Source organism: Mesorhizobium sp. M6A.T.Cr.TU.014.01.1.1 (assembly GCF_004022765.1).
Lineage (GTDB): Bacteria > Pseudomonadota > Alphaproteobacteria > Rhizobiales > Rhizobiaceae > Mesorhizobium > Mesorhizobium mediterraneum.
This window is the reverse complement of the sequence record NZ_RZPG01000029.1, coordinates 41,684-66,133: the sequence shown is the minus strand read 5'-3', so window position 1 is coordinate 66,133 and position 24,450 is coordinate 41,684. Positions and strand designations below refer to the sequence as shown.

General features: G+C 62.6%; 21 protein-coding genes. 11 read left to right on the top strand and 10 right to left on the bottom strand.

The genetic code is table 11. The features are described from left to right. The first annotated feature begins 44 nt into the window (after positions 1 to 44). The 4 genes from EN885_RS26935 to EN885_RS26920 all read left to right on the top strand — a co-directional run bounded on the left by EN885_RS26935 (position 45) and on the right by EN885_RS26920 (position 7,292). On the top strand, positions 45 to 3,059 hold the full coding sequence (locus tag EN885_RS26935; protein ID WP_128242223.1) for a DUF5801 repeats-in-toxin domain-containing protein: 3,015 nt from the start codon (positions 45 to 47) through the stop codon (positions 3,057 to 3,059). 104 nt (positions 3,060 to 3,163) lie between these two features. Further along, complete coding sequence (locus EN885_RS26930; RefSeq protein WP_128242222.1) at positions 3,164 to 4,942, top strand: type I secretion system permease/ATPase; 1,779 nt, start codon at positions 3,164 to 3,166, stop codon at positions 4,940 to 4,942. Further along, positions 4,939 to 6,288 (top strand): HlyD family type I secretion periplasmic adaptor subunit, encoded by a 1,350-nt coding sequence (locus tag EN885_RS26925; protein WP_128242221.1) that lies wholly within the window; start codon positions 4,939 to 4,941, stop codon positions 6,286 to 6,288. Before EN885_RS26930 ends, EN885_RS26925 begins: the two co-directional genes overlap by 4 nt. A 110-nt stretch (positions 6,289 to 6,398) precedes the next feature. Further along, entirely contained in the window at positions 6,399 to 7,292 is an 894-nt protein-coding gene (locus tag EN885_RS26920) for a LysR family transcriptional regulator (RefSeq protein WP_128242220.1), read from the top strand. A 58-nt stretch (positions 7,293 to 7,350) separates the two neighbouring features. Here the strand turns inward: EN885_RS26920 and EN885_RS26915 are convergent, their stop codons facing one another. Continuing rightward, positions 7,351 to 7,689, bottom strand: coding sequence for a helix-turn-helix domain-containing protein (locus tag EN885_RS26915; RefSeq protein WP_065008584.1), 339 nt, complete (start codon positions 7,687 to 7,689; stop codon positions 7,351 to 7,353). A gap of 15 nt (positions 7,690 to 7,704) precedes the next feature. Between EN885_RS26915 and EN885_RS26910 the strand changes: the two genes are divergently transcribed. From EN885_RS26910 to EN885_RS26900, 3 genes are all read left to right on the top strand, one after another. Further along, complete coding sequence (locus EN885_RS26910; RefSeq protein ID WP_245493148.1) at positions 7,705 to 8,748, top strand: NAD(P)-dependent oxidoreductase; 1,044 nt, start codon at positions 7,705 to 7,707, stop codon at positions 8,746 to 8,748. Between the two features lie 105 nt (positions 8,749 to 8,853). Then, a complete protein-coding gene (locus tag EN885_RS26905) occupies positions 8,854 to 9,153 on the top strand; it encodes a GFA family protein (protein WP_245493147.1) in 300 nt (99 codons plus the stop codon). Positions 9,154 to 9,359: 206 nt separating this feature from the next. After that, the gene (locus tag EN885_RS26900) at positions 9,360 to 10,013 is read left to right on the top strand and encodes a hypothetical protein (protein WP_095489208.1); all 654 of its coding nucleotides are present in this window, start codon (positions 9,360 to 9,362) and stop codon (positions 10,011 to 10,013) included. Between the two features lie 84 nt (positions 10,014 to 10,097). Here the strand turns inward: EN885_RS26900 and EN885_RS26895 are convergent, their stop codons facing one another. The 5 genes from EN885_RS26895 to EN885_RS26875 all read right to left on the bottom strand — a co-directional run bounded on the left by EN885_RS26895 (position 10,098) and on the right by EN885_RS26875 (position 17,063). Continuing rightward, positions 10,098 to 11,885, bottom strand: coding sequence for an ABC transporter ATP-binding protein (locus EN885_RS26895; RefSeq protein ID WP_164897924.1), 1,788 nt, complete (start codon positions 11,883 to 11,885; stop codon positions 10,098 to 10,100). After that, positions 11,882 to 12,892 carry a glycosyltransferase gene (locus EN885_RS26890; protein WP_245493152.1) on the bottom strand — a complete coding sequence of 337 codons (1,011 nt, stop codon included), beginning with the start codon at positions 12,890 to 12,892 and terminating at the stop codon, positions 11,882 to 11,884. Before EN885_RS26890 ends, EN885_RS26895 begins: the two co-directional genes overlap by 4 nt. Before the next feature lie 46 nt (positions 12,893 to 12,938). Continuing rightward, complete coding sequence (locus EN885_RS26885; RefSeq protein WP_128242217.1) at positions 12,939 to 14,042, bottom strand: glycosyltransferase; 1,104 nt, start codon at positions 14,040 to 14,042, stop codon at positions 12,939 to 12,941. A gap of 2 nt (positions 14,043 to 14,044) precedes the next feature. Then, on the bottom strand, positions 14,045 to 15,241 hold the full coding sequence (locus EN885_RS26880) for an acyltransferase (protein WP_128242216.1): 1,197 nt from the start codon (positions 15,239 to 15,241) through the stop codon (positions 14,045 to 14,047). Between the two features lie 619 nt (positions 15,242 to 15,860). Next, positions 15,861 to 17,063, bottom strand: coding sequence for an MFS transporter (locus EN885_RS26875; protein WP_128335234.1), 1,203 nt, complete (start codon positions 17,061 to 17,063; stop codon positions 15,861 to 15,863). 212 nt (positions 17,064 to 17,275) lie between these two features. Here EN885_RS26875 and EN885_RS26870 point away from each other — a divergent pair, with 212 nt between their 5' ends. After that, positions 17,276 to 17,698, top strand: coding sequence for a VOC family protein (locus EN885_RS26870; protein ID WP_126105590.1), 423 nt, complete (start codon positions 17,276 to 17,278; stop codon positions 17,696 to 17,698). Positions 17,699 to 17,829: 131 nt separating this feature from the next. On the opposite strand, the gene EN885_RS26865 is transcribed toward EN885_RS26870, so the two are convergent. Then, complete coding sequence (locus EN885_RS26865) at positions 17,830 to 18,723, bottom strand: LysR family transcriptional regulator (protein ID WP_095489201.1); 894 nt, start codon at positions 18,721 to 18,723, stop codon at positions 17,830 to 17,832. A 97-nt stretch (positions 18,724 to 18,820) separates the two neighbouring features. Here EN885_RS26865 and EN885_RS26860 point away from each other — a divergent pair, with 97 nt between their 5' ends. Both EN885_RS26860 and EN885_RS26855 read left to right on the top strand, forming a co-directional pair. Continuing rightward, positions 18,821 to 19,570, top strand: a complete 750-nt coding sequence (locus EN885_RS26860; protein WP_128242215.1) for a glucose 1-dehydrogenase — start codon at positions 18,821 to 18,823, stop codon at positions 19,568 to 19,570. A 142-nt stretch (positions 19,571 to 19,712) separates the two neighbouring features. Next, positions 19,713 to 20,096 (top strand): SgcJ/EcaC family oxidoreductase, encoded by a 384-nt coding sequence (locus tag EN885_RS26855; RefSeq protein WP_128242214.1) that lies wholly within the window; start codon positions 19,713 to 19,715, stop codon positions 20,094 to 20,096. Positions 20,097 to 20,201: 105 nt separating this feature from the next. Here EN885_RS26855 and EN885_RS26850 read toward each other — a convergent pair whose 3' ends face one another. Then, complete coding sequence (locus EN885_RS26850; protein ID WP_095489198.1) at positions 20,202 to 20,663, bottom strand: Lrp/AsnC ligand binding domain-containing protein; 462 nt, start codon at positions 20,661 to 20,663, stop codon at positions 20,202 to 20,204. A 158-nt stretch (positions 20,664 to 20,821) separates the two neighbouring features. Here EN885_RS26850 and EN885_RS26845 point away from each other — a divergent pair, with 158 nt between their 5' ends. Then, entirely contained in the window at positions 20,822 to 21,829 is a 1,008-nt protein-coding gene (locus EN885_RS26845; protein ID WP_128242213.1) for an ornithine cyclodeaminase family protein, read from the top strand. Between the two features lie 46 nt (positions 21,830 to 21,875). Here the strand turns inward: EN885_RS26845 and EN885_RS26840 are convergent, their stop codons facing one another. Beyond that, positions 21,876 to 22,808 carry a dimethylarginine dimethylaminohydrolase family protein gene (locus EN885_RS26840; RefSeq protein WP_128242212.1) on the bottom strand — a complete coding sequence of 311 codons (933 nt, stop codon included), beginning with the start codon at positions 22,806 to 22,808 and terminating at the stop codon, positions 21,876 to 21,878. 22 nt (positions 22,809 to 22,830) lie between these two features. Next, entirely contained in the window at positions 22,831 to 24,426 is a 1,596-nt protein-coding gene (locus EN885_RS26835) for an amidohydrolase (RefSeq protein WP_164897922.1), read from the bottom strand. Between the last annotated feature and the right edge of the window lie 24 nt (positions 24,427 to 24,450).

The following is a 24,450-nucleotide window of genomic DNA, read 5'->3' as shown; positions in this document are numbered from 1 at the left end:
TACGATGTGTAGAACTAGTCAACCATCCGGAAAGGATGAACATTATGGCTACCACTATCATCAACGGCGATTTGATACTTGACCAGACTTCCGGTCTACAGACCGGCTTGGACGGCGACGACGTCCAGATTGACGTCGTAGGCACCAGCATATCAGGCGGACTCTCCGCTGCCTTTCTCACTTACCTCAACGATCTCGGGCTCGACGCGGCTCAGTTGGCTTACGCCGACGACGTGGAGGCGGCGAGCCAGCCCGATCTAGTCAGTGTGATCCACGGTGCGGACGAAACTATCGCCCTCATGGAGTTCGGTTCCGTCGACGGTTCGCAGGTCTTCCTTGATGACCTCAACACTATCCCGATGACGACGGTCGACGGGGACAACGTCTTTTTGTGGCGTGACCCTAACAACCATAACGTCGTGCTCGCCACCTCCGGTGCTATCACCGACCCGGTTATCGCGGCCTTCTACCTCGACCCCAACGCCACCAACACATCGGCCGCGGTGCAGTCGATCACCTTCGAGGCGCTGGCTCACCCGGCCAACCCCAACCCCGACGATACAGTAGACTTCGGTGACATCCTCAAAATCCGTGTGTTGGCCGAAACCAACACGCCGATCGGCGATGACGTCAACGTGGACGACGATGGCCCGTCGGTCGACACGACCGGTTCTGCGCCGACTCTCGAGGTCGACGAAACTATCCTGAGCACCGACGCCAACGGCAGCATCGCCGACAATTTCACGCCTAGTTTTGGCACCGACGGCGCGGGCAGTTTCGCCTACGCACTCGGCATCAGCGCTGACGGCGTGGACAGCGGTATTGACGACACGGCGACCGGCGACAACATCCTGCTGCGCATCGACGGCGACGGCAACGTCGAGGGTTATCTGGCGAACCACACCACAGATGTGGCGTTCGAGATCACCCTTGACGAAGCCACTGGTGCTATAACTCTCAACCAACTGCGGGCAGTGGTCCACCCGACCAACGACCCGAACGAGCCGATCAACCTGAGTGGTTCCGATCTCATCACCGTGACGGCGAACATCACCGACGCGGATGGCGACCCGGACTCGGCCACCCTCGACGTTACCCAGAGCTTCGTGTTCCGAGACGACGGCCCGAGCATCTCGGCAAACGGCACACCGCCGACGCTCACGGTGGACGAAACCAACTTCGGTACCGACGACGGTCCGACGAGCTTTGCCGGCATCTTTACGCCGCATAGCGGTGGTGCTGACGGTGCGGCAAGCCCTGTCGAGATCACATACGCACTGGCCGCGTCCGGCGCATCCGGTTTGACTGACACTCTCACCGGTCTGTCAGTCGGCCTGTCGGTCGATGCTAACGGCGTCGTCCTCGGCACAATCACCGGTGGAATCGAAGTGTTCCGGATCAGCATCGACGCTGACGGTCTCGTGACATTCAACCAGTCCCGTGCGGTGCTTCACGCGAACGCTGCCGATCCGAACGACACCAGGACGTTGACCAGCGCCAGCCTTATCCAGCTGACGGCGACCATCACCGACGGCGACGGCGACACGGCTCAGGCCACCGCCAATATCGGCACGAGCTTCGTCTTCACCGACGACGGCCCAACGATCACGGCACCGTTCGACGGTGACCCGGCAGCCGGCATCCAGCGCGAGACGTTGCACAACGTAGTGTCCCCGCCGGCCGCCGCAGCTACCGGTATCTTCGGGTACAGTATCGGTAACGACATCCCGGACTATAACGGTGCCGATAACATCGCCGGCAACTCCGACGACAAGTCGGACTTCGTGGACGGCAATCTTAACGTGGCTGGGGTGCAGCTTGCTCTCTCCGGTTTTGTCGGTACCGCGACACCGCCGATCACGGGGTCTAACGGCACCGCGATCTTTGCGAACGTTAACAATGTGCCCGCCGCCCCGGCGTACGCTACGCTCGTGTCGGAGGACGCCAACTCTGCGACGTTCAACTTCTCGTTCCATTACGACAAGGATCCGATCACGGCGGGTGTGCAGGACGCGACGGCGGGTGGTCAGCTGATCTTTAACAAGGTCGACGACACCTACTCGATTGCCCTGAACGACGTTATCGACGGGTTCGCCTTTGATGTCGTCCACACCAGTCAAGACTTCGCTCGGAACCCGAACACTAACTCGGGCCACCCGGAAGTCGTCGTGGCGCAGTTGACGCCGAATGGTGATCCAAACCCGTTCCTCGTGCAGTTCACGGCCAATAATTCGCCGTTTAGCTTCTCGCAGAACGGCGAAGGGTCTACCGCTGACATCGCGTTTAACGGTGCCAACCACGACATGGCCACCAGTGCCGTCACGACTTGGGTTTCTGCAACCCAAGGCGAGAATGGTGTCGCCGGTGATACGATCCAGAAGGGCGAACTGTTGACGATACGGTTCTTCAAAGAGCCGGCAGTGCTCAACGACCCGAACCCCGGCGTCGATGTTGATCCCGTCACACCGGGCATCCAACACGAACGGACCGAGCCGACAACGACAGCTAGCGGTATCGTGCTGAAGTTCGACGGCATCGGCAACGCCGAGGACCTCGTCTTGATCCTTGACTTGGTCGACACCAAGGGCACGGCCTCCACGGGGGACGACACCGAGACTACCGTCGCCTTGAACATCCAGAACTCGGACTTCCTCAAGGGCGGTGCTGTTGTACCGTCCCCGTACACTACCGAGTTCTCCCTGTCAGGGTATTCGGGTTCCAACAACGACGCGTTGATCATTATCGAGCAGAACGACTACACTGCCAATGCCAACGTCCTTATTCAGGGCGTGCAGATCATGCAGTCCGCGAACGGTCTGACCGGCACGGGTATCAACTTTGTCAATACGACCGGCGCGCTCGGCGGTAGCTTGGCGGGTACCCAGCAAAATCTCGACCCGACCGACAACGACGTCCTCAAGATCGTGGACATCGGGTTTGTGCAAAGCACTTCCGGTACGTTGAACGCCAGCCTTGACTTTGCCGTTCAGCTTGCCGACGCGGACGGCGACGCAACGCCGACCCCGGCGGCCCACATTCTAGTGGACGTGGTCGCCTGACACCTGAGCAATGGGAGGCGGCTCATGCCGCCTCCCATCTCCCATGTGGAGATAAAAACCGGCACAAACCAAGGCGTCAACCCCGCATACAGGGCAGATATATCATGATGAAACCCCCACGCCCCTCTGCCCTGCAGGCGGTGATGAAAGAAGCCAGACGCGCCATAAAACCGCTTATCTGGTTCAGCGCCGGCATCAACATTCTGATGCTGACCGGCGCGTTCTACATGCTCCAGGTCTACCACCGCGTATTGGGCAGCCACAGCTTGGAAACGCTTGTGATGTTGTCGCTGATGGCGGCGGCGGCGCTCGTGACAATGGCGTCGTTGGAGGTCGTGCGCGCGCGTCTTCTGGCTAAAGTCGGGACGTGGCTGAACGGTCGGCTGGCACCGGTTCTCCTGACCGCATCGGTTGAATACGCCGCCTCGGCTCCCGGTCAGGTCAACGCCCGCGCGCTGCGTGACCTCGATCAGGTGCGGAACTTCTTCACCAGCCCGAGTATCTACCCGATCCTCGACGCACCCTGGGCACCGATTTTCTTAGGCGCTATCTTCCTCATGCACCCTTGGTTGGGCTGGCTGGCAACCTGCGGCGGTATCGCGCTGTTCGCGTTGGCGTTGCTTACCGAGTACCTGACCCGCAAGCCACTGGCGGAAGCCGCAATCGCCCAGACGCGGGCTTACATGCAGGCCGAGCAAACGATCCGCAACGCCGAGGTCGTCCAGGCCATGGGCATGTTGAATCCCCTGCTCGAGAGCTGGAAGGCGCAGCAGGACGAGGCAAATAATGCTCAGTCTAGCGCCAGTAGCCGATCCAGCGTCATCTCGGCCCTCGCGCGTTCTTTCCGGCTGGCCCTGCAGATGGCCGTGCTCGGCCTCGGCGCCTATCTGGTGCTGAAGAACGAGGCTTCGCCCGGTATCATGATCGCCGCCTCGATCCTGATGGGTCGCGCATTGGCCCCGGTCGAGCAAGCGATCGGTACATGGAAGGCGACGATCGGGGCACGGGCTGCTTACAAGCGTCTGGTTGCAGTAGCTGGTCAGCGGCCGGAGGCCACACCGGCCCTGCCATTGCCGCGCCCGAAAGGCAAGTTTGTGGCCGAGAACCTTGTGCTTGCCCGACAGGGTGGCGAACATATCCTGAAAGGGGTCAACTTCCACCTCGAGCCGGGTGAAGCAATGGCGTTGATCGGCCCAAGCGGGGCCGGCAAGACGAGCCTGGCGCGAATACTGGCTGGTACCTGGCGCCCATCCGGGGGGCGTGCGTTGCTTGACGGAATGAACGTTGTCGAATGGGCGGCCGAGGATCGGGGTCGACATGTCGGCTACCTGCCACAGGATATCGAGCTCTTCGCCGGCACCGTCTCCGAGAACATCGCCCGTTTTGCGTCGCTCAATCCCGCAACTTTCAACAACGTGGTCAAGGCCGCGCAATTGGCGGGAGTCCATGAACTGATCAAGGGGTTACCGAAGGGCTACGCCACCGAGATCGGTCAAGGTGGCGCGGCACTGTCCGGAGGGCAACGCCAGCGCATCGGATTGGCGCGGGCGCTCTACGGCGACCCGGCGTTCCTTATCCTTGACGAGCCTAATTCCAACCTCGACCACGAGGGCGAGCAAGCACTGGCCACGGTCATCGGTGGGCTCAAGGAGGCAGGTACGACCCTGATCTTGATCTCGCACCGCCCGAGCATTTTGGAAAAGGTTGACAAGGTGTTGGTGCTTAACCACGGCGCACAAGATCTATTCGGGCCGCGTGACCATGTCTTCAACGAACTCGCCACCCGCGCCCGCAAGGTGACCCAGATGCCAAAGGCAGCCCAGCTGCCAGCCCTCGAAGTGGTCAAGGAAGTCAAAGAAATCAAAGAGGTCAAAGAAGCATGAGCCGTTCCCCGGAATTGAACGTCGTGCCGTTACCCCTTCCTCCACCCTCCCTGGTGGAACCGGTACCCCTGCGTCTGATGGGCGTGACGTGCACCGGGGTCGCGATCATGTTCCTGTTCTTCGGCGTAGCCGGGGGTTGGGCGGCGCTGGCACCGTTGGACAGCGCCGCGGTGGCGCCGGGCGTTGTCAAGGTCGCCGGCGACCGCAAGCTCATCCAGCACCTCGAGGGCGGCATCATCGCGGAGCTGAACGCCGCCAATGGCGATATCGTCAAGGCGGGCAAGGTTCTCATCCGGCTCGACAACACACAGGCGAAGGCGCAGCTTGACCTGCTCCAGAACCGGATCGCAACGCGTGACGCACTGGCCGCGCGCCTCAGGACCGAGCGCGACGGCAAGGCCGAAATCACATTTGACCCAGCGCTGCTCGCAAATCCCTCTACCGCCGTCAAGGACTCGGTGGCCGCGCAGCGCGACGTGTTCGCGGCGAAGCACCACAACCTGACGGACGAGCGGGAAATTCTCAGCCAGCGCCGTCACCAGACCGAGGAAGAGATAACGGGACTGGAGGAGCTTATCGTCACCAAGGACAAGCAGATCGAGGCGATCGAGGGGGAAAGCAAAGACCTTGAGAGCCTGCTCAAGAAGGGGCTGACCACCCGCGAGCGGAACCTGTTGCTCAGACGACAACAGCGGGCGATCGAGGGGGAGCGCGCTACCAACGTCGCGGCAATCGCTCGTGCCAGAAGCGCCATGGCCGAGATTGAGATGCAAATTTTGAACCTCAACACAGTGCGGCTGAACGAGGCCGTCGAGGAGTTGAGCAAGGTCGAGGCGGAGTTGTTTGACCTCAGACAGGAGGAGCGTTCCGCCAAGGACGTGCTTACCCGTACCAATGTCGTCGCACCAGTTGACGGCATCGTCATGGACCTGAAGGTCCACACGGCGGGCGGTGTCGTGAAATCCGGTGAGACATTGATGACAGTCGTGCCGCTCGGACAACAACTCGTGGTCGAGGCTATGGTCAAACCAGAGGATGTCGAGACGATCGCCCCCGGACAGCCCGCGCGCGTCAGCTTCCCGGCCTTCGCCCGCTACAACCTGCCGCCACTCGACGGCGTCGTGGAGATCGTGTCGGCTGACCGCATGGTGGAGGAGCGCAGCGGCGCACCGTATTTCGCCGCAACCGTGTTGATCGACAAGAGCGAACTCGCCAAGCTGGAGGGCCGTAAACTGCTGCCGGGCATGTCGAGCGAGGCGCTGATCCGGACAGGTGCTCGCACCGTGCTTTCTTACCTCGCCGAGCCGATCACGCAGAACTTCCGCCGAGCCATGCGGGAAAAATAGGCCGCCAACGTCTTCTTCATCTGACCAGATAAAAAACCGGCCCCGCGCTCGTGCATGGCCTTGCAATTAAGTGCCTGAATTGGGCATTAAGTTATGAGGTGGATTCATGAATGGCGCGCAGCAACGTCAACGACCTTCTTGCCTTCCTGGCTGTGGCGAAGGAGCGAAGCTTCACCAGGGCGGCCGCGCAACTCGGCGTTTCGCAGTCTGCGCTCAGCCATACGATCCGGGGGCTTGAAGAACGGCTCGGGCTCCGGCTGCTGACCCGCACCACACGCAGCGTCTCTCCGACGGAAGCGGGCGAACGCCTGCTGCAAAATGTCGGTCCGCGGTTTGAAGAGATCGAGACGGAGCTTGCCTCGCTGAGCGAGCTGCGCGACAAGCCCGCCGGCACCATCCGCATCACGGCTGGCGAATATGCGGCCGACACGGTCCTCTGGCCCGCTCTGGCCAGGCTGCTGCCGGACTATCCCGACATCAAGGTCGAGATCGTCGTCGACTACGGCCTCACCGACATCGTCGCGGAGCGCTACGACGCCGGCGTTCGTCTCGGCGAGCAGGTGGCAAAGGACATGATCGCCGTGCGCATCGGGCCCGATATGCGCATGGCGGTCGTCGGCGCGCCGTCCTATTTCGCCAGGCGCAAGCCACCAAAGACACCGCAGGATCTGATGGCGCACGACTGCATCAATCTGCGTCTGCCGACCTATGGCGGACTCTACGCCTGGGAGTTCGAGAAAAACGGGCGCGAGCTCAAAGTGCGGGTGGAAGGGCAGTTTGTCTTCAACACCTCTGCGCTCAGGCTGAACGCGGTGCTGGCCGGGTTTGGGCTGGCGTACCTGCCCGAGGATCTGGCGCGGGCTCACATTGCGGAAGGGCGCCTTGTCCGTGTGCTCGCCGACTGGTGCCCGCCCTTCTCGGGCTGTCACCTCTACTATCCGAGCCGAAGGCAGAACTCGCCGGCCTTCGCCGTGCTCGTCGACGCGCTGCGCTTTCGCGACTGAAAGGAGAGGCCGCCGCTCGCGCGGTTGATACTAAACCGACGCGACGCCGATGCCCGCGTCAGGCCGCTTTACGCTGGGATTTCCATGTCTCGTGGTGCTTGCCCCAGGCCGACATGACAGTCACCGCATCGTTCAGACTAAAGCCGAGCGGCGTGATCGAGTATTCCACGCGCGGCGGCACCTCGTCATAAGCGCGCCGGCTGATGAGCCCGTCGGCTTCCATCTGCCGCAATTGCTGCGTGAGAACCTTCTCGCTGACGCCAGGCAACAACCGGCGCAATTCTGCAAAGCGGTATGGCCGCAGGTGCAGTTCCCATAGCAGCGAGGTTTTCCACTTTCCGCCGATGGCCTGCAACGCGGCAGCAAAACCGCAGCTGTCTGGTTCCTTGCGCCTCATTTGGCAGCTCCTGTCATGATGGCGATAGCTTACCTCGAGGTGCGTACTTCTCAACGCAGCAAGAATTTATATCTTCGGATCGAGCGCGCCAAACATAAAACGGACCCTCGTCGAGAGGGCCATCAGTCTATCGGAGAAGTTATTATGACATCAAATGTCTGCGTGCTCGGCGCGGGCCGAATGGGCTCGTCCATTGCTCGAACGCTGCTCGATCGCGGCTACACAACGTGGGTCTGGAATCGGACCGCGGCAAAATGCGAGCCATTGGCGGCCCTTGGCGCCAAGGTCGTCCCTTCCGTGGAGGCTGGCATCCAGGCGGCCGAAATCGTGATCATCAATGTTCTCGACTATACCGCCAGCGATGCTTTGCTGAAGCGGGATGGCATCGCTTCGGCATTGGCCGGCAAAGCCGTTGTGCAACTCACCTCCGGCTCGCCGCGTCTGGCACGGGAAGAAGCGCGCTGGGTGGAGGCGCATGATGCCGGCTATCTGGACGGGGCGATCATGGCCACTCCGGATTTCATAGGCAAACCAGAGACCGCGCTGCTTTATTCGGGTTCCCGCGACGTTTACGAGAAGCACAAGCCGCTGCTTTTCGCGCTCGGCGGCGGCACGAGCTATGTCGGCGAGCTGCCTGGCCAGGCCTCTGCGCTCGATACCGCTCTGCTCACCCAGATGTGGGGCGGGCTCTTCGGGGCACTCCAGGGCATGGCCGTCGCCGAGGCCGAAGGTCTCGACCTGGAGACGTTCAGGAGCCATCTTTCCGCATTCAAGCCGGTCGTCGATGCCGCTCTGTTCGACGTGGTGGATAGAACAAATGCGCGCCGTTTTGCCGGCGACGACGCAACCCTCGCCTCATTGGGTGCCCACTACAGCGCCTTCCAGCACCTGCTTGAGGCATGCGAGGAGCGAGGTCTCGACGCGGCTATGCCGCGCGCCATGGATATGATCTTTCGACAGTCGCTTTCGCGCGGGCGCATGGAAGATGATTTCGCATCTCTCGCGCCCCTGTTTCGAAACGGCTCGCCGCGCCTGAGCCGGGAGCCAGCGAATGCATAGCGGCAAGACGAGAAGAACCGCGACCTGCTCGTGCCGGGGCGTGGAGCTTGTCCTCGCCGGAGAGCCGCGACGCGTCTATGCGTGCAGTTGCCTGGAGTGCCAGCGATGTACCGAACGGCGTTCTCGTATCGGGCGATCTACGCCGACTCCGCCCTTGTCGGCCTGAAAGGCGAGACCAGATCCTGGCGCAGAACCGGCTCGTCGGGGCAATGGTTGGAGCAGACATTCTGCACCACGTGCGGGTCGGTCGTTTTCATGCGGGCAGAAGGGCTGAAGGATGCGCTGTCGGTATCGGTCGGCTGTCTGGAGGACCCGGAATTCCCGCCCCCGATCATGCTCCATTGGCCTGCCCGAAAGCATAAATGGCTTTGTTTGGAAGGCGTGCCCGAAGCAGCCGCCTCTTGAGGAGCGGATCACCCAGAGCAGCGCGACACTTGGCTTGCGGCAGGGCGGAAAGCTGCCGCGGACGACTGCGACCCGAAGGCTCCCTTGCAACACTTTGCACTCCTCGACGTTCTCCCTCGGCTTCGCCCGGTGGGCTGCGGAAAACCGGCAGGCCGATCATAGTCGCCTTTGGTCGCGTTGTGGTTGGGCCGGCCAAGGAGGACGCAATGACGAAAGAGAGCAACAACACGCAGCAAGTTCTGCAGTGCATGACAACCGAGCACTTCGTGCTGCAGACCGCCCGCGCAGCCACGATTCAAGAAGCGAACCAGCGCGCCAATCTGTTCCTCACGTCGGTCTCCAGCGTAACGATCGCGCTGTCATTCGTCGCGCAAGTCACGGAAATGGGTATGCCTTTCGTGCTGTTCAGCCTGATCCTGCTGCCTTGCCTGTTCTTCATCGGTCTGGTCACCTTCGTGCGCGCCGTGCAGGTTGCGATCGAGGATATGGTGCACGCTCGTGGCATGGCGCGGATCCGGCACTATTACGTCGAAATCGCGCCAATCATGCAAAAGTACCTCATCCATTCCACGCATGATGACCGCTCGGCGGTGCTCGTCGACAAGGGCTTCAACCCGTCGCCCCTGCAGTATTTCATGACGACCGCAGGCATGGTGAGTACGATCAGCGGCGCGATCGCAGGCGTCTTTACGGGCATAGTGGCAACATCGGTAATCGGCTCGGGAATGTCGCTCGGGGTTATTTCCGGAATTTTGGCTTTCGTTACAAGCATCCTGCTGCTGCGGCATTACCACGCCCGAGCCTGGGCGGCGGCCGAGCAGAAATTGATGACACTTTTCCCGGGCGTGCCCGGCAAATGACGTCACTCAGCCCTGCTCGCCCCTACGCCGGTTGCAGCTGGCCGCGGCAAGGCGCGACCGCGCCAGGCAGAATCGCAGCCCTCGTCAGTCGAGCGGTTCATGCTGATAGAGCTCATCCATGCTGAGCGATGCCAGCGCAGCAAAGGGCGCCTGCTTTTTCACACGGCCGCCGCTCAGGATCACCACGTCGTCGCAGAACGAGATGGTGCTGTGATGATGGCTGATGACTATGGTCGTGCGGCGGCCTGCCCTCGATTTCAAGGTTTCGACGATTGCCGCTTCCGACAGTCCGTCCACCGCATTGGTGGCTTCGTCCAGGATGAGGATGTCGGGATCGCGCACCAGGGCTCTCGCCAGTGCGATCCGCTGCCGCTGGCCCGCTGAAAGATTGACGCCCCTGTAGCCGACGACCGTCTTGTAGCCCTGGGGCAGATGTTCAATGAACTCATGCGCCTCGGCCAGCCTTGCAGCGCGCTCGGCATCGCCGGCCGAGGCTGCGTCCTGCCCGTAGATTATGTTGTCGAAAATGGTGCCGTCCACCAGTTCGAGGTCCTGGCTGGCAAGCGCGATATGCCTTCGCCATTGGCTGGGATCGATCTGGTCGAGGGGTGATCCATCGACCAAAATTCTACCGGTATCAGGCTCGACAAAGCGGCACAGGAGATTGACGATTGTCGTCTTGCCCGCGCCTGACCGGCCGATGAGCGCCGTCGAGCGGCCGCTGCGGATTTCGAAAGCCGCCGAATGCAGCACCACGGCACGCCGGTCCTTGCCGGAATAGGTAAAGGTCACGTCATCGAACTTGATTCCCTGGCCCAGGCCGCGAAAGGGTCCGCTGCCTTGTGGAGGCTCGGGCTTGTCGGATGGATCCAGCATCCAGACCACCTCTTCAAGCGATCCGCTCAGGCCCTGCAACTGGCTCCAGGCCATTTGCAAGGCCCGCATATACGGCTGCAGCCTGTAGAGCAGGATGACGAACGCGACGATCAGCGGGAAACTCACGCCCACGAACCAGGCGCCGATCACCACCGCCAGAAAGAGCATCGCGTGGAGAACCTCGGTCAGCGGCGGCAACGCGCCCTGGCGTGTAAGCAGGACGAAAGCAGCGCGGCGAACCCCATCCGATGCCTGATCGAATACCGCCTTCTCGCGCGCCTCCTGTCCGAAAATGCGGATCAGACGCCCGGCATGCACGAGGTGGAGCATCTGCGATGCGAGATCGCTGTTGCGCGAGGCGACGCTGCGGCTGGGCGCCTTCAAATTGGCTGACAGCACAGCGTGCGCGATCTGAACGAGAACCAGCCCCAGCGTGACCAACAGCGTCATCTGCCAGGAAAGCAGGAGCAGAAAGACCAGCAGGATGATTGCAGCCGAGGCGCTGACGATGGCCGCCAGCATGATCTGGATCGCATCCGATGCCCGCCAGGATTCGTTGGATATGATGTTGAGCAGCCGTCCGGGACTTTGCTGGAGGAAGAATGGGTAACCCACCCTCAGCAACTGCTCCGACAGCGCACTGCGGATCGAATGGCTGGCTTTGCCATAGATGAAAGTCGTCAGCAGCGTGTTTGCGAAGGCGAAGATGTTCTTCAGGACGATCGAGCCGAGGATGGCGGCCGAGATGACGATCAGCCGGTCGCGCTCGCTCAAGCTCGATCCGACGTGCTGGAACACGGCGGAAAAGCCGGCCATACCAGCTTGATCCCCCTGCCCCATGATGATGCCCAGCAAGGGGATGATCAAACCTATGCCGAAGCCTTCAAGGGCGGCGCTGACAAGGCCGAGAAGCACCACGGCGGGAAGCAGCCGCAACTGCTTCCTTCCAAGCGCGCGGCGCAGCATCGGCAGGCTCGGCGGTACCAGTCGCATTATGGCGTATTCACCCTCGCCTCGGCATTTGCCTGTTGATCCTGTGCTTGCTGATCCTGCCGCACTTGCGGCGCCTCTGGCCGTCTCGCCAGCAAAAGCACCGCGAACTTGGCCGCGCCGAGCATATTCATGGCGACGATCGGCCAGTGCGACAGCTTGAGTTCGCAATCGAACGCAGGACCCTTCACCAATTCCCGGAAAGCCGATCTGACTGCCCAGTAGAAATGGCGAAGCAGCCAGGGCGCACGGCGAACATGTTTCAGGCACAGCCCGCCATTGCCCATGCTGTAGTCGCGGTGGAGTTTTTCGATGGCTTTGCGATCTCGCCGGCCGTGATGGTGGAAGATCGTCATATCAGGCACATACTCGACCGGGATGCCGAGCAGCACCGCTCGCACGAGGTAATCCGTATCCTCCGCGGAGCGCAGCGGGCCGCCTGCGCCGAACCGCTCGTCGAAAAGCCCGATACGGGCCGCAACATCGCGGTGCATCGTCATGTTGCATCCCAGGACAAAGCCGCCGGGATGAACATCCGATGTAAGCCGCTCGCGGACCGGCGACCGCTTGATCGTGAACGGCAGATCCCTGGCATCGCCGATCTCGACGCGGCCTCCCCGGACGACCCGTTCCCCGGTCGCATAGTGTCGCTGCAAATCGCTGAGGTAGTCACCATGGACCTGACAATCATCATCGACGAAGACCAGCACACGGCCTCGTGCGCGCGCCAGGCCGGCGTTGCGGGCCGCAGCCAATCCGGGTCGTGCCTCGCAAATAGCCTTCAATGGAATGTCCGACAGTTCGGCGATGCTGGCCAGGCGCTCTGCCGTGCGGTCGGTCGAGCCGTTGTCGACAACCACGAGTTCGGCCGCGAAGGCAGGATGGGCACGGCACGCGGCCTGGATCGACTTGATGCAAGGCTCAAGCACCGCAACGCGGTTGCGTGTGCAGACGATGAAGCTGACCTCGGGCGCTGGTCCATGCTGCGATCCGACCGAAATGGGCGCAGGCATCGTCGCGCGGTTGTGCTGCAGAAGCTGGTGGGATTTGACTGTCATTCTAGCTCGACCCGAGGGAAGGCAGAACCGCTGCGGCCGGCACGGACTGCAAGTACCGCGACAAGGCGTCGACCTGCCTGGTCGCCGACATCGAGACGAGACTGAACCGCGGCGCGTAAGCGCCAGCACGCAATGCGTACCGCTCGCGACGCCGAATGAGGTCCCATTTCGCGGTCCGCGTCAGGAACTCGTGCGTCAGCAGCGGTTGCATCTCATCTGATATGAGTTGGTAGAGGAAATAGAACAGGTTCAGCGTGCCGGCCTCATAGCTAGGCCTCGTGTCTGCCGGCAGTCCGGAAATTCTCGCTTCCAGTGCCAGAAGCCATTCGGCGGCACGGCCTACCGTATCCGTCGAGACAGCATCGCCGATGTCGCGCAGGTCCCGCGTGTTTTGCGCGAGGCCTTCCCGCTCAAGGGTCTCGGCCACGATCTTCAAATGTGTCCTCCGCATTTCCCCCTTGTGCCGGTTCGTCACGCTATCGCCATGGATACGATAGGCAATCAGGTTTTCGGGGATCATTGCGGCCGGGTAACGGTCGGTAAGCCGTCTGAATAGATCGAAATCTTCGGCGTGCCTGTAGCTCTCGTCGTAATATAGATCGCCGCCCTTTATGACGTTCCTATTATAGACCACTGTCGGATGCATGAATATCGTGAAGAACCTCGACAATATCCGAAGGAGATTTTCTTGGAGCGCCGGATCGGGCAAGCCCTTGACGATGCGGTTGCCAAGCAGGAAATCGACGCCTGCGCCACACAGAGCAAGGTCGGGCCGCTGATTGAAGAGCGCTACCTGACGCGACAGGCGCCAGGGATAGGCGATATCGTCCGCATCCATCCTGGCGACCAGATCGCCCCGTGCCACAGACAGCCCTTCATTCAGGGTTGCGATCAGGCCGCGGTTTTCTCGTGAGATGATGGAGATGCGATCGTCAGATTTGCGGTAATTCTGCAGGATCTGCAGGGAATTATCCGTCGATCCGTCGTTGATCGCAATGATCTCCAGGCGATCGTAATCCTGCCGCAGGATGCTGCCGAGCGCGGCAGCCAGATAAGGTCCGGCATTATAGATCGGCAGCAGAACGGACACCAAGGGAGCGGCCATGGTCAGCTCCGATCCGTTCGCGGGAGGTCGCGTGCCAAGGATGATGTGCGGCCATCAAGCGGGCCACTGAAACGGGCTCCTGCTGTCCTCCCGAGCCACCCGCCACCGTTCGTTTTGACGCCTGTCGGGATGACGGCGCCGGCTCTTGGCGCAACATAGGGAAAATGGCGCTTGAGGCTGTTGAGCGGCTTTTCGAAAACCAGCCATGAGACTGAAGCCACGATGAGGGTCGCCGTTCCCGCAACCAGGAATCGCCCCGGTCCTTGCTCCGAGACGTTGAGCGGGATCCAAGGCTGGGACATGACGGCGAGCGACAGGACGAGGGGATGGTACAGGTAAACGCCATAGCTGACGCGGCCAAGCGCCAGTAGTGGCGGCAGTTCGAGAAGCCTCCCCCGATAACCGCCAAGGCCGGACGAGCAGCTCGCCACGACCACTACAAGCGGCGCGAGAGGCAGGACTTCCAGCAGCACCCAGCGGCCCCATTCCTGCACGGGATTTGCCGGCGTCGGCGCAAGCCACTGCAAGACGAAAAACGCGGCCGCGAGTGCCGGCCAGCCAAGTCGCAGCCACTGCGGCAAGGCTGCGGTTCTGGTTCGGTAGACTGCAAGCAGCGCGCCTGACGCCAGCGCGTCCATCGATGCCGGCGGAAGCAGGTCGCGGGCAAGGTCGGGACTTCCAGCGATCGGCCAGTAAAAGCGATACGACAGCGACAGCAGGATGACGCCGATACAGATCGATTGAAGACGCCGGCGCGGCGCCAGCAACACGATCAATGGCCAGACGATATAGAACTGCTCCTCGATGCTCAGGCTCCAAAGATGGGCAAGGACCCAAGGCGTCCATTCGTTGCGCAGCGCGAACCAGAAATTCGACAGATAAAGCGCATGCCAGACCAGCGATCCCCTCGACTGCTCCAGATCGACCAGCCAAACGAAACCCAGCACGGCAAAGTAGGGAGGGAATATGCGCAGCGCCCGCCTGATGTAGAAGGATTTGAGTGCTGGCGCCGTTTCGAATTCAGCGGCCGAGCGCGCGTCCAGAAGAAGGCGCGTGATCAGAAACCCGCTCAGCACGAAGAACAATCGCACGCCGATGTGGCCCCAGAAGGAAGAACCTCCCGCCGCAAAGAAATGCGAATACATCACCATCGTCACCGCGATGGCCCTCAGCGCGTCCAATTGCGTGTCGCGTCTCATCGGCCGCGCCCGCCAGTTGGATGTCTCCGCCGAAATTGCCGCCGCCGCACGCGTTCGCCGCGGGCCACTTTGCGGATGACGGCGCAACATGGCTGATCGTTTTTGCTCGAAGCGCAGCGTCTTGCGCGTGCTCCAGAGGTCCGGGCGGGGCGACCGAATGGCTCTGCGCCAATCCCCGCCAGTGGGTCCACCAGATTGCAGATTGCCTCAACACCACGCTTCACCGGGCCTCCAGGGAGAATTGCCAAGGAGAGTCTCTTCACGCCATCGAATGCCCCAAGCCCGACGATAGGAAAAAAATGCTGCGCCGCAACACAAAATGTTAACGTGACTGAAATAGTCGCGTGAGGTACGCCTGCGAAATGCGCGAAAACCGCCCGAAATTGCCTATTTTGGCAGTTTTGCGTCCGAATCCCCGACTTATCCACACTTCGTATTGGCGTGAGCGCGCTGCAATGCAGCATGATCGATCGCTAATCAAGAGGAAACGGGCCCACAGACCTGACCTAAACAGAGCACAAAGCTCCCATCGTTGCCGATCGGGTCTCGTAGTTGGGGGACAAAAGCCGGCATAGTTTATGTCCACTTTTGACCCCCTGCGCCCACTCTCGGCCAATCCTTACGCCGGTTGCAACTCCCTGCGCGGCAGCCGCGGGAGGGCGATCGCCACCGCCACCGCGCCGAGCCCGACAAGGGCCGAGCCGATGAACAGCCAGGAATAGCTGGCATAGGCATCGAACACCATGCCGCCGGCGAGCGGGCCGAAGGCCATGCCGATGCTGGACAGCATGGTGACGGCACCAAACACCGTGCCGAGGATGCGCTGGCCGAAATATTCGCGCGCCAGCACCGCATAGAGCGGCATCACGCCGCCATAGGTGGCGCCGAAGATGATGGCGAGCGTGTAGAATTGACCAAGCTCGCTGACGGCGAGATAGGCTGCGATGACCACGGACTGTATCGCCAGACCGGTAATCAGCACCGGCTTGACCCCCAGCCGGTCGGCAAGCACGCCGTATAGAAGCCTGCCGCCTAAGCCGGCCAGGCCCTCGATGCTGTAGATGCTGACCGCCGCCATCGGCGCTATGCCGCACAGCATCGCATAGCTCACCATGTGGAAGATTGGCCCGGAATGCGCCGCGCAGCAGGCAAAGAAGGTCAGTGCCAGAACGATGAATTGCGGCGAGCGGAACGCTTGTGGAACTGACATGCCGGTATCGTTGGCGGCAATATCGGCGGCTGCGCCGTCGGCGGCAGGCTTGGGCGGCTGGCGCACCAGCAATGCGGCCGGCACCAGCAGCGCCCATGCCGCGACGCCGATGACGAACATGGCGGTGCGCCAGTCATAGGCCGTGATCAGCCATTGCGCGAAGGGCGAGATCGTCATCGGCGCCACGCCCATGCCCGCCGAGACCAGGGAAACGGCCAAGCTGCGATTGGTGTCGAACCAAGCGGCGGTCAGCGCGATCATCGGCGCGAAGAAGGCGCTTGCCGCCAGGCCGACGAGCACGCCATAGGTGATCTGGAAGACAAGCAGCGAGCCGGTGCGGCTGGCCAGCACCAGCGCCAGCCCGAGCAGCAACGCACCTGTCATCACCACGATGCGGGCGCCGTAGCGATCGTAAATGGCGCCCCAGGCGAAGCCGCCGAGGCCCATTACCAGGAAGTTCAGCGTCATAGCGCTCGATATGCCGGCGCGCGACCAATCTGTGTCGAGCGCCATCGGTTCGAGGAAAATCGCCAGCGAGAACATCGCCCCGAGGGCGACACAGGTCATCACAGCACCTGCCGCGACGATGACCCAACGATAGGAAAGGCTCATGTTTTTCTCCCGAGATCGTTTGGACACGGCGCGACTTCTTTCGAGCTTCGTCACACCGCTTGCGTCCGAAGGACGATGGCGACATTTCGAATCCTACAATCCGGTTGCGTTTTTTATCCAGTCGGGAAATCGCCCCACTCAATTGCTCCATTGCATTGACCGTGCACTGTCCTGAGCTAGATTTCCAACCTGGCGATCAGGAGCTAACAGGCATGGAACTTCATCGCGGCCGTCTCATCGACCACGTCCAGCTGGTGGTCAGGGATCTCAAGGCCAGCCGCCGCTTCTACGAGGCGGTTTTCAAGGTGCTCGACGTTCCCATCGGCGGCAGCGCCGAGGATTATTTCTGGGCCGACGAGCTGTTCGTCTCCAGCATCGACAGCCGGGCGGCCAACGGGCAACTGACCGGGCGCCACCACCTTGCCTTCCAGGCAAAGGACCGCGCGATGGTCGACGCCTTCTACAAGGCCGGCCTCGATGGCGGCGGCACGGACAATGGCGCACCGGGCGAGCGGCAGCACTACCATCCCGGCTACTATGCCGCCTTCCTGCTCGATCCCGACGGCAACAACATCGAGGCCGTCTTTCACGGGCCGGCGAACCGCAGCGCCGCTTCGGTGAAGATTACGTTTTAGCTCGATGGACAGGGATTCTCGTTACGTCGCGCCGCGCCAGGGCTTGATATTAAACTTCAACGCAGCGACGCTCAAAGGCTACCGCATGGCCATCGAGGAAGCGCCGCTGTCTTTGCCACGGAGCGCCTGCCCTATCGCGTCAGCGCCGCCATCTGGCTCGCCAGGAAGTCGACGAACAGCCGGGCGCGGACCGGTAGCTGCCGCCCATACGCATGGACGATGTGCACCGGCATGGTCGGCATCGCCACCTCGGGCAGGATGCGGACCAGACGGCCGGTGTCGAGATCGTCCTGCACGGCAAACTGCATCAGATGCGCGATGCCGGCTCCGGCAAGCGCCGCTTGCCGGATGGCGCCGCCGTCATCGGTGTCGAGTCGCCCGTTCGGCACGATCACCGTGCCGTCGGCCAAGGTGACGGGATAAGGCCGGCCGGCCATCTGGTAGCGGACGAAGTCGTGGTTCTGCAAATCCTCGATCGAGGCCGGCCGGCCGCGCCGTTCGACATAGGCGGGCGACGCCACCAGCACGATCGGCAGATTGGCGATCTTGCGAGCGATGAGCCCGGTGTCCGACAGCGCCCCCATGCGCACCGCGACGTCATAGCCTTCGCGGATCAGGTCGGCGTGGCGGTCGGTGACGCTGAGCTCGAGCTTCACCTCGCCGTGCTGAGCCAGGAACGCTTGCGCCCATGCGGCGATCAGGCCGCGCCCGAGTTCGACGGATGCCGTGACGCGCAGCAGGCCGCGCGCCGTATCGGCCATCTGGACGATGTCCTCGGCATCGTCGAGCGCTCTCAGCAAAGGCGCGACCCGCTCGTAATAGGCGAGGCCTTCGCTGGTCAGTGCCAGGCGGCGCGTCGAGCGCTGGATCAGCCTGACGCCCAGCCGCCGCTCGAGCCGCGCTACGCTCTTCGACACCGCCGACGGGCTGGAGCCGACCAGCCGGCTGGCGGCATGGAACGAACCGGCATCGACCGTGCGCACGAAGGCGACGAGACCGGCGGTCTTTTCGAGGATGGTGGTCATTCAAGAATTCCAGGCACGAAAGAACCGATCGAGGCGATCCTAATACGCTATCCCATCACTATTAAATACCGCTCATCGTCAACGAAGGAGAGATTTGATGAGCAAGCTGAACGGCAAGGTGGCCATCGTCACCGGCGCCTCCAAGGGTATCGGCGCCGGCATCGCCAAGGGTCTTGCGGCGGCCGGTGCCGCCGTGGTCGTCAACTATGCTTCGTCGCGGGAAGGTGCGGACCGCGTCGTTGCCGCGATCAAGGCCGCAGGCGGCCGAGCCATTGCCGTCCACGGTGACGTGTCGCAAGCGGCCGACGTGCGCCGCCTGTTCGAAGCCGCCAAATCGTCGTTCGGCGCGGTGGACATCCTGGTCAACAATGCCGGCGTCTTTGCGTTCGAGCCGCTGGAAGCGGTGACCGAGGCCGAATTCCACCGTGAGTTCGACACCAATGTGCTGGGCACCATCCTGACCATCCGGGAAGCGGTGAGCCATTTCGGCGCCGGAGGCGGCAGCGTCATCAACATAAGCTCGGTCGCCAGCCTCAACCCGCAGCCGAACTCGCTGGTCTACGCCGCCACCAAGGGCGCGGTGGATTCGATCACGCTGTCGATGTCGAGAGAACTGGGCGCCCGCAACATCCGCGTCAACGCCATCGCGCCCGGCGGCGTCGACACCGAAGGCCTGCAGCGGATCGGCATCGTCGGCAGCGAGTTCGAGAAGCAGGTCATCGCCATGACCCCGCTCGGCCGCTTCGGCCAGCCCGACGACATCGCCCGAATCGCGGTGTTCCTCGCCTCAGACGACGCGTCCTGGCTGACCGGCGAGCGCATCACCGCCTCGGGGGGCTGGCGATAGGCATCGAGCGCGGACTGCGCCGTTTCACGGACCCAAGCAGCGACATTGATCACCGGCAATCGATGACGGGGGCGATCTGTGCCCTATGTTGCGACGAGGGAGGAGCGCCGTTCGGTACCGATGACGGCGAGGAACCAGGAAGATGACGGACGACGAAAGAGCAATCCGAAAGCTGGTCGAGACGTGGATTGATGCGAGCAAGCGTGGAGACACCGCAACCGTCCTCAGCCTGATGACGGACGACGCGATCTTCATGGTTCCCGGCCGGGAGCCTTTCGACAAGGAGATCTTCGCAGCGGCCGCGCAGGAGATGGCCGGCGTTCACATCGACGGCACGAGCGATATCGTGGAACTACAGCTTCTCGGCAGTTGGGCCTTCATCCGCAGCCGCATCGACATGACCGCGACGCCGCCGAACGGGAAGCCGGTGCGTCAATCGGGATATACGCTGACGCTCCTGCGCAAGGAGGCTGATGGCGCGTGGCGGCTGGCCCGCGATGCGAACCTGCTGACCGCGCAAGACTAGAGCCGGTCTCCGGCATCTCTGCACCGGAAGGTGCGCCAGGGGAGCGATAAGATGGCAAAGAAGCGATGCAGCTCGCCCTGAACAGCGTTCCCCTCCTCCACCTGATCACACCGGCAACAGGGCGTTCGGCTTGACATCGGCGATGGAGGCGAAAGTGTGCGTTTCGCGCACGCCGGGCAGTGGCAGGATGACCCGCTGCAGGAAATCCTGGAACACCGCCATATCGGCGATCCGCGCCTTCACCAGATAATCGAAACCGCCAACCACCATATGGCACTCCAGAACCTCCGGAGCTTTCGCCACGGCTTCGGCGAAACGGTCAAAGACATGCGGCGCCGTGTGGTCAAGCCGGACCTCGATGAACACCAGCGTTCCCCGGCCGACCTTGCGCGGATCGAGCACGGCCCTGACCGCGGTGATGAACCCGTCGCGGAACAGCCGCTTCACCCGCTGGCTGGTTCCGGTCGGCGAAAGCCCGACACGCCCGGCAAGATCAAGCGTCGTCCGGCGCCCGTCCTCCTGCAGCAGCCGGAGCAGGCTGCGGTCTATCTGGTCGAGATCGCCCATCTCACAATCCACGCTATCTCAGGGATTTATATGCTAATTTCACGCAGAGATGTCAAAATCAACGTATTTCATCACATAAAACCCCGCAATAGCCTGCGCTTCCCTCACCCACTCAAAGCGAACGTGGTGAGCCAATTCGACGAACACAGGAGTGCAGGATGACCAAGGAAGCGTTCAGCCCAACCCGCAAGAGTGCGGCGGAAATCAGCAAGGGAGCGACCGAGATCCTGGTGCTGAGCGAAGCCGACGTGATGGCGTGCATCGACCTCAGCCAGCTTCTCGATGTTCTGGAAGACGGCTTCAAGGCGCTGTCACAAGGCAAGGTCGTCAATCCACCCCGACCACAACTCGACATCCCCGGGGCCGGCTACAGCCTCGCCATGCCGGCCTGGATGGAGGGCATGAACCTGACCGTCAAGATCGTCAATGTCTTCGAAGGCAACCTGGCCAAGAACTTGCCCAGCCACCTCGCCACCATCAGCCTGTTCGATCCGCTGTCCGGCCTGCCGGTCTGCATCATGGACGGCACCTTCATAACAGCGGTGCGAACCTCCGGCTCCGCCGTGCTGTCGGTGCGCGCGCTTGCCCGCCGGGACGCCAGGATTGCGACCGTGGTCGGCGCCGGCGTGCAGGCCAACCAGCACCTGCATCTGTTGCCGCTGGTGCGCGACTTTGCCGAAATCCGTGTCGCTTCAAAGAGCTTCGACGATGCGGCAGCGCTTGCCCGGCTGCATCCGTCGGTGGTGGCGGTCGCCGACATCGAGGCGGCAGTGCGCAGTTCCGACGTGGTGTGCCTGGCGACCCACTCCTACGAGCCGGTGATCGACGCAGGCTGGGTCCAGCCGGGCACGCATATCTCGTCGGTCGGGGTGGCGCCGCCCGGCGGTGAAATGCCGATCGAGCTCATCGGCAAATCCAGTCTTTTTGTCGAGACCAAGGATGCATTCAAACCGACCCCGGTCGGCTCTTGCGAGCTTGCCGACTTCGACCCGGATTTCGGCACCGAGCTTGGAGCCATGCTGCTCGACCGCGCGCCGGGCCGCGTTTCGGATCAACAGATCACCACCTACAAGGCGATGGGCATTGCCATGGAAGACATGGTCGCCGCCGACCTCGCCTATCGTTGCGCCAGGCGTCTGCGCAAGGGAAAGCTCATCGTGCTGTAGGCGCGTGCCGCGAGCCAGGCGGGATCGACGTTGCTGACGATGGCGCTCAGGCCGGCCCGCGCTTCAGCGCCTGCGCCATGCAGTGGATGCCGCCGCCGGTCTTCGAGATCTCGCTCATGTCGACCGCCGCCACCTCGAAGCCGCGCGCCTTGAGCTGGCCGATCAGCGTCTGGCTGGACGTCGGCGCGATCACCCTGTCCTTGCCCAGCGACATGAAGTTGCAGCCGAGCGCCATCGTATCCTGGAACGGCACGTCGATGATCTCGTGGCCCTTGCCCTTCAGCCAGTCGACGATGCCCGGCTCCGTGCAGGCGAGGCAGACGGCGGTCAGCTTTTCGGCGATCGGCACCACCATCAGATCGATATGGACATAATATTCGTCGATGAAGGCGATGCGGGTCTCCCAGCCCTCCTTGTCGAACCAGGCCTGGACCTGGCGCGCGCCCTCCTCCTGCGTGCGAGCGCCGCCGCAGCCGATCAGCACCACGCCGTCCTCGATGACGTTGAAGTCGCCGCCCTCGAACGTGCCCGCCGTGACCATGTCGTAGATCGGAATGCCGAGCTTCTCATACGTGCGGATCGCCGCGTAATTCTCGCCGCGCCGCCACCAGTTGGCCATCGCGGTGATGATGACGCCATACGGCGTCATGACACTGGAATCGCGCGAATAGACCTGCATCGGCAATTCCGGCGTCGGCTCGTGCCAGTGGATGTTGACGCCGAAATGCTCGTAGGCGGCGACCAGGTCCTTGTGCTGCGCCTGCGCGATCTGGACGTTGCACGGCGCCTCGCGCAGATGCTTGCGCGACAGCGAGCTGGTCGAGAGGTGGCGCAGGAAATTCGGCGAGCCGAGCAGCACGTCGGTCAGCACATCGGTCTCGTTGGCAAAGCCCCAACCGGTCAGCGGCTTGGTGCCTCCGGCCGGGTTGCGGCGCTGCAGCGAAAACGGTTCTGCTACGATGCGGTCATGAACGGTCATGGGGTTCTCCTGGCTTGGGTGATCACGCGGCTTGCGGGTTGCTTGGTATCCACCAGTCCCGTCCGCGCGGGGTGGTGACATATTCCGGCCAGCGGAAATGGATCGGCGGCTCATAGTCGCAGAGCGGCGCCAGCCATTTGCTGCCGCCGATGCCGCCACCGGTGCGGGCGACGAATTCGTCCATCGCCGCATCGCGGGCGGCCTTGTCTTCCAGCAGGCGAAGTGCTGCCAGCGCGATCGTCTTCGCGGCACAAGTGACCATCGGATCGATCGTCGCAGAAATGCCGCCCAGCGCGTTCATCGCCCAGGACGGATAGGCGTGGCCATTCCCGGAACGCAGCGCCGGGCGGGCGACGTAGAACCGCGCCGTCGGCGTGTGCCACGACATGTCAGTGTAGTCGTCGGAGGTCGAATTGAGCTGCGACGGCGGCAGGTCGCGGCGCAGGATTGCTTCTGCATCCTGCGGCGCAATCAGCTGCTCCAGCTCGGCGATTAACGGCTCGTCGGTCGCCGTGCCGCCGGCATTGACCTGGATTTCGCGGGCGATCGCCTTGGCCGTCTCGTCCCAGCGCGGCGGCCCGACCGTCGACAGCGCCTCATAGGCGATGCCTGACATTGCGTGATTGGCCAGCCCCGGCCGCGATTTCGACACCCAGTGCCGCTCATGGCGGCAGCCGCTCATTTTCGCGGCGGCTTCCGCATTGCGGTCGAGCACGGCGGTCACCTGCTCGGCCATGGCAAGCGTCGGCACGCGGATCATGTACTGGATCTCGGCCAGCCCCGCCGGCAGATTGTCAGCGGTCGCCTGTCCTGCCGTCAGGATCGCCTCGCTGATCGACCAGCCGCCCTGATGCGGCAGCATGGAATCGCGCAGCGCCTTGGACGCCATGTACATCATCATGAGCGCGTCGTTGGCGCCAGGAGCCCTGACCGCCGAATGCGCCTGCGGGATCGGCGCGCCATCGCTTGCGCGAACCCAATTTTCGGGTTCGTCGCACGCAAAGCGGTAGATCATCGCATAGGCCGCGCCGCAATGCGTGTCCCAGCGCGCCGTGTTGCAGAGCGGCAGCATGTAGAAGGGATGGAAGGAGATCATGCCGGCGAGCCCGTCATAATAGCCCTTCGCCGCATGGATCGGCTTCGACCCCCGCACTTTCTCCGCCGGCTCGCCGGTGAAGCGCAGCGTGCCCGATATGCCGTGCCGCTGCATCGCCGCCTTGGTCGCCAAAAGCCCGCCGAGGCTGGCGATACCGAGCCCGGAATGCGGATCGGTGTGGCCGCCGGCCTCAGCGCCGAGGCCCGCGCGCGGTCGCTTGACGGTCGCCGCGTCCTGGCAATTGCCCGGCACAGCGTCGTATTCGGCGTACATGCCGATGGTCGGCCCGTCGCCGTTGGTCCAGTGGGCGCAGAAGGCGGTGGGCATGCCGCCGGAGCCTTCCTCGACGGAAAAACCTTCGTATTTCAGCCGCTCGACATACCAGGCGGCCGACTGGTATTCGCGCCAGGCGGTCTCGCCGAAATCGAAGATCGTCCGCGTCCACGCCGACAGCGACGGCTGGACGTCGTCCAGACAGGCAAGCGCGGTCGCTTGGGCTGAGGTGGTCACCGGTTCCTCCATCGGTCAAAGAAAGCAGTGAAGCGC

Bases quoted from the DNA above. Each gene is read 5' to 3' on its own strand.
- EN885_RS26865 (WP_095489201.1), bottom strand. From the start codon at position 18,723: ATGACCACCATCCTCGAAAAGACCGCCGGTCTCGTCGCCTTCGTGCGC.
- EN885_RS26855 (WP_128242214.1), top strand. From the start codon at position 19,713: ATGACGGACGACGAAAGAGCAATCCGAAAGCTGGTCGAGACGTGGATT.
- EN885_RS26870 (WP_126105590.1), top strand. From the start codon at position 17,276: ATGGAACTTCATCGCGGCCGTCTCATCGACCACGTCCAGCTGGTGGTC.
- EN885_RS26930 (WP_128242222.1), top strand. From the start codon at position 3,164: ATGATGAAACCCCCACGCCCCTCTGCCCTGCAGGCGGTGATGAAAGAA.
- EN885_RS26890 (WP_245493152.1), bottom strand. From the start codon at position 12,892: ATGCCTGCGCCCATTTCGGTCGGATCGCAGCATGGACCAGCGCCCGAG.
- EN885_RS26845 (WP_128242213.1), top strand. From the start codon at position 20,822: ATGACCAAGGAAGCGTTCAGCCCAACCCGCAAGAGTGCGGCGGAAATC.
- EN885_RS26935 (WP_128242223.1), top strand. From the start codon at position 45: ATGGCTACCACTATCATCAACGGCGATTTGATACTTGACCAGACTTCC.
- EN885_RS26920 (WP_128242220.1), top strand. From the start codon at position 6,399: ATGGCGCGCAGCAACGTCAACGACCTTCTTGCCTTCCTGGCTGTGGCG.
- EN885_RS26880 (WP_128242216.1), bottom strand. From the start codon at position 15,241: ATGAGACGCGACACGCAATTGGACGCGCTGAGGGCCATCGCGGTGACG.
- EN885_RS26885 (WP_128242217.1), bottom strand. From the start codon at position 14,042: ATGGCCGCTCCCTTGGTGTCCGTTCTGCTGCCGATCTATAATGCCGGA.
- EN885_RS26875 (WP_128335234.1), bottom strand. From the start codon at position 17,063: ATGAGCCTTTCCTATCGTTGGGTCATCGTCGCGGCAGGTGCTGTGATG.
- EN885_RS26925 (WP_128242221.1), top strand. From the start codon at position 4,939: ATGAGCCGTTCCCCGGAATTGAACGTCGTGCCGTTACCCCTTCCTCCA.
- EN885_RS26835 (WP_164897922.1), bottom strand. From the start codon at position 24,426: ATGGAGGAACCGGTGACCACCTCAGCCCAAGCGACCGCGCTTGCCTGT.
- EN885_RS26905 (WP_245493147.1), top strand. From the start codon at position 8,854: ATGTACCGAACGGCGTTCTCGTATCGGGCGATCTACGCCGACTCCGCC.
- EN885_RS26840 (WP_128242212.1), bottom strand. From the start codon at position 22,808: ATGACCGTTCATGACCGCATCGTAGCAGAACCGTTTTCGCTGCAGCGC.
- EN885_RS26915 (WP_065008584.1), bottom strand. From the start codon at position 7,689: ATGAGGCGCAAGGAACCAGACAGCTGCGGTTTTGCTGCCGCGTTGCAG.
- EN885_RS26900 (WP_095489208.1), top strand. From the start codon at position 9,360: ATGACGAAAGAGAGCAACAACACGCAGCAAGTTCTGCAGTGCATGACA.
- EN885_RS26850 (WP_095489198.1), bottom strand. From the start codon at position 20,663: ATGGGCGATCTCGACCAGATAGACCGCAGCCTGCTCCGGCTGCTGCAG.
- EN885_RS26860 (WP_128242215.1), top strand. From the start codon at position 18,821: ATGAGCAAGCTGAACGGCAAGGTGGCCATCGTCACCGGCGCCTCCAAG.
- EN885_RS26910 (WP_245493148.1), top strand. From the start codon at position 7,705: ATGATGGCGATAGCTTACCTCGAGGTGCGTACTTCTCAACGCAGCAAG.